Origin of the sequence: Neobacillus drentensis (assembly GCF_036962765.1) — a bacterium.
Taxonomy (GTDB): Bacteria; Bacillota; Bacilli; order Bacillales; family Cytobacillaceae; genus Neobacillus; species Neobacillus drentensis_C.
The window spans coordinates 18,346-23,815 of record NZ_JBALOS010000207.1 but is presented as its reverse complement, the minus strand read 5'-3'; the positions used below and the strand labels follow the sequence as shown (position 1 = coordinate 23,815).

Here is a 5,470-nt window from a genome sequence, read left to right as displayed (position 1 = left end):
CCATTTAAAAACATAGATATTGCAAGAATAATTCCAATAATTCCAGAGTAGAAAAAATTTACGGGATATGTCGTAAAAGATAAAAATACGATAATTATCATCGGGATAATCAATATAAATTGAGTAATTACAATCTGCTTTACTCTGTTCTTTAAAAAACGGTCACTTAATTTCATATCAGTAGTCTCCAATAAGTAAAATCTTTATTATTGAATTAAATTTTAAATGTGTCACTATTCCATCTTACACTCAAGCCCCCGTTAATTGAACAAGATTTTACCAATGCATAAATCTTATTTTTCAGACCTTCTTTTTAAAAACTAATAAAAGCAATAAAAAAATGCCCCATTGTATTAAAAATCCACCAATTGAATTTTCGCTGAAAAAATTATGAATGCCATTGTTACGAAGTATAGAACGAATAACAACGGTAAGAATTACAGTAATAAATAAAGAAATTGCTAATTTTTTTGTGGTCATAAAGTTACTCCATTTTAGTTTGTCTTTGAATATTTATCAAAGATAACTTTTTCTTTGTTATGAACAAGAGTATTGTACAATACCCATCATTATTTTTATATGGAAATTTAGTCATTTATTTAATTCTTCTTGTTGAACTAAACTGCTTCGATAGTTGAAGAAGAAATTTTATACTTTCTTATCTTTTAACAAATATCAGCAACCACGGCTGCGACGATTTCTCCATATTGTTTTTTCTAATTTCCTCCATACTACCTGATATTTATCTCCACAACCACACACCATATAATAACGGAGGTGAATTTTATGCGAGAACAAGGTCATAAACTATCAAGAAAATCTGATAATTATGTCGAAGGCATTCCATATTTAGATACAAGTAAGAACCCTTCAACACAGTCTAATTATGCTGGTGGCAGTTCTTATTTAGACACAAGTGAGGATCCTTCAACACAGTCTAATAACGCTGGCGGCACTTATTTAGATACAAGCGAGGACTAATCAACACAGAGCTATAGAAAGATACTACAGACCCAATTCAATATTAAATCGTATAGAAGTAGCTAGTAATTGAGTGGCAATGCATTGAAGGAAAGAACAATATTATTAAATAAAAAAGACCGTCTTTGACGGTCCTCCTCTTGTTCAACTAATGCACCCGTTAGTGAAATAGCAAAAAAATTAATACCTTACTCTGGAAATCCTTGGCGTAATGCTTCTAAGAATATGTCGGCTATTCCATTAGGGTTTCCATTTTTCGTTGCTTCTTCTGAAAACCAAGAATATTCCAAATCGTGAATAACGATGGGTATTTCTCTTTTAAATGTATTACTAATAACTTTATTATCGTGCAATCTTTTTGCTACATTAGAAACTATTTGCAATAGCTCATAATATCCGTTTGGTCCTTTTCCTATATAATTATATTCATCATCATACATTAATGTTTCGTCCTCGTACCCAATATCTTTTATGCCATTTTCCTTATACCATTGTAATAAAATGGCTGTTGATTCTTCATCACCAATAATTTCAATTTCATCTTGTCTCCAAAAGGCATAATTCCATCTCTGCTCACTAAGCTGTGAACTATGCTCACAATCTTCTTCGGTATTATAACTTATTGCAAAGGTAGGAATATTTTCTGAAGCTTCATTTGTATGTACAAAAAAAGATAATGCATATATTCCTTCCTCATCCCAACTCTCAATAATGGGTTCTATCTTATTGTACAGATAATCTGTTAAATCTATCATCTTATTCCTCCTACGAATGTAGATAAGTTCTTTTCATAGTATTATCATATTTATATTTACTCCTTAACCTTCCCACATTGCTCTTCTTTATTAAATTAAACTGCTATGTTAGCGGAACAAGAACAGCGATTGCTCTTATTGAACAATCGTTTAAAGGAGTTACGTTTTAGTGAGAGAAAAACGAATCAACAGATAAATAAGTTGAACAATAGCCTACTAAATCACACGTAAAAAAGGGGGTGTTATTCGCCGCCATCATCACCCCCATCTTCATTGTCCTCGTTATCAATACCATCGATGATTCCATCATTATCATTATCATTGAAAAAGTCCTTAATGGTATCTAAAAAGCTTTTTTTCTCACTTTCATTTTCAATAGAGTGATAACTACTCATAAAATTTTGTAGTGTAATTACTTGAACAGACTGTTGTTTATTTCTCGAAAAAAGGTAAAGAAAAGTAATAACAATAATAATTATTAGGAGTATTATTAGAGCCAGAATTACAAATTTATTCAAAATAGCAACAACCCCTTACTTGTCCTATATTAATGAGTATGAAATTTTTGTGCTTTAATAACAAATTTTAACAGAATTTAAAAGAAAAACGCTGTTGCGTTAACAACAGCGTTTACCTGCTACCTTAGATATAGAATATCTTCAATCTTAAATGCCTTATCCGTCATACCAAACTGCCCCGTTAGTGGAACAAGAAAAGCTGCCAAAATGACTGCCCCGATCTTGAACTATTGCACCCCGTTAGCTTAAGTACATTTGTTCACAATCTGTTGTAGTTTCTTTTAGTTGAAGAAAGAGGATTTATTCGTCTTTTGAAGCATACTTAGAAGAGTTATTATTAAATGATTTATGTAAACTATTTAGTAAATACAATCCTCTAAAAAGAATCCCAACAATAATACCAAAAGCAATAACTCCAGCAACTTGCGGAGGACCTATCATAAGTAATAAGAAGCCTAAAATTGCACTTAAAACAATGGATAAAAACAAATACATCATTATCTCTTCTTCCATAAAATTATTTTATCTATTTAATAATTCCTCCTGAATTACAAGAATCCCTTCTTATTAATTTGCCCTTCAGTGGAACAAGAAAAAGAACTGCCGCAGCCGCTCCCTTGTTTATTCTTGCACCCGTTATTTGAAATAAATTATCACAAGGTTAAATGGGAAATAACCCAATTTATGTTTAAATAAATACATAAATCTAGTACCCGTTAGCTAAAGAAAAATTACTCTGTATCTCTAATTTGTGAGAATGGGAAAAAAACAAACTCACTTTGCCCTACTATTTCTTCTTTTGTGAAGTACCCTAAACCATTACGACTATCCTTACTTTTTAATCTATTATCACCCATAACAAAAAATTTGTTTTTAGGTACTGTAATTGGTCCAAAATCGCCAGTTAATTGACTACCCATTTGTTTAGCAAGTTCACGATTTTGTGAAAGATAGGGTTCTTTGAATAAAATACCATTAATAAATAAATTATCATTTTTCATTAAAACCGTATCTCCTGGAAGTCCGATGATTCTTTTTACATAGTTTGCTTCCTCCCCTTTAATAATGACAATTTCTCCTCTACTAAAACTATCTGTCAAATTTAATTTGTTTACAAAGATTTTTTCCTGATTATGTAGCGTAGGTTCCATTGAAGCACCATCCACTACGTATGGTGCAAATAGGAATGTTCTTACAACAAATGCCACTCCAAATGCAATGAACAACGATTTGCCCCAACTTTTCAATTCCCCATTTGAATTTAATTTCATTAGTTAACCCAACTCCTTAATTTTTCTCCTAATAAAACATTCTCCATTTACGATTAAAACACCTTTTTATTGTCATATTCTTCCTTCCTTATTAAACTAAACTGCACCGTTAGTTTAAGTACAATTCTTCACAATCTTTATTTCCTATTAATATAAATATCCATTATCCTTTATAAGTTGCCATTTAGTGGTTACCCAATGATTAACATTTTATATCAAAACGGTTAAACTAAGTTCTACATTATATAATTTCGTCCTTACTTATTAATACACCTATAATTGATTCATTTTATTTATTAAGTCGTTTTTACTTGGATTGGTATACAGAAGCGTGGTATATATATTGGAGTGGCCGGCCTGGTTCGCAACCTCGTGTACGCTTAAACCACATTTGATAGCGTGAGAACAAAAGAAATGACGTAGATCGTGGGGTGTAATTTCTTTTCCTAGCTTCTGGCTATATTCATTGAAAAGTTTATTTACTGTTGTTCTATCCAACCGCTTATTTCGGTTGCTGACAAAAATAAACTCATTTTCAATTCCTTGTTTTTCTCGCTCTTTTAACCACGATTGAAGGGCAGTTTTTACTTTATCGTTCATAAAAACAGTTCTTGTTTTGCTTCCCTTTCCATCTTGTACAAGAATTTCACGAGAAATGATGTTAAAGTCGTTCATTTTGAGGTTTAGAGCCTCCGAAATCCTTAAGCCCGCATAGGAAAGTAAGCTGACAATTGCATAATTCCTCTTATTTTCACTATCAAGTATCATTTGCCGGAATTTCTCAACGTCCTTAAATTCTACTTTGGCCAGTGAAGCGTATTGTTGCTGCACTTTCACATAATCCTTCTTTGTTAAAACCATTTCTTCCTGCACTTTTGTTTCAATAAGGAACTCATTAAACTTTACCAATGCATTCAGCTTCGTATTTATGGTTTTTGGTTTGGAGTTCTTCACCGTTTTTAAAAAGGAGATGTACTCCCGAACATTCTCTCGATGCAGTTTCTTAAAAGCTACATCCTTTGATTGATCAAACCAAGTTAGAAAACCAAATACCGATTGGATATACCCTTTAATGGTATTATCGCTTTTCGCATCTTCCTCGAGATACTTTGTAAATAAATCTATCATATTTTTCCCCTCCCAATAAACTATGTTGAATTAATTTTCTATACCCTTCTATTAAACTATGTTGAATTATTTACCAATATAATACTATTTTATCATCAAAAGTCAACATAGTTTATCTTATGTTGAATATATTTTCAAACACAAAGACGAACTAAGTTAAATCTTAGTCCGTCAGAATATTTAACCTTTACCTTGTTCTAAAAAGTTTTACTTAACCTTACTCTTTGCTTCCTGATTTAGATGATACAAGTTCTTTGAAAGAATTTAGCAACCATTTTGTAAAACCGTTAGTTTTTTCTTCTGTATCATTAAGTTCTTGTTTTATCTTATCAATTCGTTCATTCCACCTATCTATTCTTTCTTGATTATAATCTTCCTTAGCTTCTTCTTTTTCAAGATTTTGTATTAAGATATTAAATTCCTTTAGTAAAATTTCTCTTCTGCTTTCTCGTATTTTCTTTTTTTCATCACGGTCATCATCAAGCTTTCCTTTAATTATTTCAATTAATACTGGTGCTGCTGCTTTGGCAGTTTCCGCAAGAAATGTAGTTGCAATTTCTTTTCCAATTGAGCCATTACTATTAGAAGAACTGCTATTTAAACTATTACTTTCAACTATTTGAACATCCTTAGGATCAACTTTTATAATATCTACTTTTTCAGATACTGAATTTTGACTCATATCGTTCCCCCATTACATCAATAATTGTTTAATATTCCAATTGATATGATTTTGTAAGAGTATTTAATTACTTGCAGACCACTACCAGATAATACTTCAACTTTTACCAAACTTACCTAAATTATACAATAGGAA

7 protein-coding genes are annotated in these 5,470 nt (G+C 31.2%); 1 reads left to right on the top strand and 6 read right to left on the bottom strand.

What is annotated here, in order from left to right:
* The first annotated feature begins 786 nt into the window (after positions 1-786).
* Positions 787-981 (top strand): hypothetical protein, encoded by a 195-nt coding sequence (locus tag V7137_RS23080; RefSeq protein WP_335700240.1) that lies wholly within the window; start codon positions 787-789, stop codon positions 979-981.
* A 188-nt stretch (positions 982-1,169) separates the two neighbouring features.
* On the opposite strand, the gene V7137_RS23075 is transcribed toward V7137_RS23080, so the two are convergent.
* The 6 genes from V7137_RS23075 to V7137_RS23050 form a co-directional block, all read right to left on the bottom strand.
* Positions 1,170-1,736 carry a hypothetical protein gene (locus V7137_RS23075; protein ID WP_335700239.1) on the bottom strand — a complete coding sequence of 189 codons (567 nt, stop codon included), beginning with the start codon at positions 1,734-1,736 and terminating at the stop codon, positions 1,170-1,172.
* Positions 1,737-1,978: 242 nt separating this feature from the next.
* Entirely contained in the window at positions 1,979-2,254 is a 276-nt protein-coding gene (locus tag V7137_RS23070) for a hypothetical protein (protein WP_335700238.1), read from the bottom strand.
* A 300-nt stretch (positions 2,255-2,554) separates the two neighbouring features.
* The gene (locus V7137_RS23065) at positions 2,555-2,752 is read right to left on the bottom strand and encodes a hypothetical protein (RefSeq protein WP_256358567.1); all 198 of its coding nucleotides are present in this window, start codon (positions 2,750-2,752) and stop codon (positions 2,555-2,557) included.
* Positions 2,753-2,985: 233 nt separating this feature from the next.
* Complete coding sequence (gene lepB / locus V7137_RS23060) at positions 2,986-3,525, bottom strand: signal peptidase I (RefSeq protein ID WP_335700237.1); 540 nt, start codon at positions 3,523-3,525, stop codon at positions 2,986-2,988.
* A 273-nt stretch (positions 3,526-3,798) separates the two neighbouring features.
* Entirely contained in the window at positions 3,799-4,653 is an 855-nt protein-coding gene (locus tag V7137_RS23055) for a tyrosine-type recombinase/integrase (RefSeq protein ID WP_335700236.1), read from the bottom strand.
* Positions 4,654-4,870: 217 nt separating this feature from the next.
* A complete protein-coding gene (locus V7137_RS23050; RefSeq protein WP_335700235.1) occupies positions 4,871-5,335 on the bottom strand; it encodes a hypothetical protein in 465 nt (154 codons plus the stop codon).
* Positions 5,336-5,470: the final 135 nt, after the last annotated feature.

Coding starts and splice junctions, on each gene's coding strand:
- V7137_RS23075 (WP_335700239.1), bottom strand. CDS start 1,736: ATGATAGATTTAACAGATTATCTGTACAATAAGATAGAACCCATTATT.
- V7137_RS23065 (WP_256358567.1), bottom strand. CDS start 2,752: ATGATGTATTTGTTTTTATCCATTGTTTTAAGTGCAATTTTAGGCTTC.
- V7137_RS23050 (WP_335700235.1), bottom strand. CDS start 5,335: ATGAGTCAAAATTCAGTATCTGAAAAAGTAGATATTATAAAAGTTGAT.
- V7137_RS23055 (WP_335700236.1), bottom strand. CDS start 4,653: ATGATAGATTTATTTACAAAGTATCTCGAGGAAGATGCGAAAAGCGAT.
- lepB (WP_335700237.1), bottom strand. CDS start 3,525: ATGAAATTAAATTCAAATGGGGAATTGAAAAGTTGGGGCAAATCGTTG.
- V7137_RS23080 (WP_335700240.1), top strand. CDS start 787: ATGCGAGAACAAGGTCATAAACTATCAAGAAAATCTGATAATTATGTC.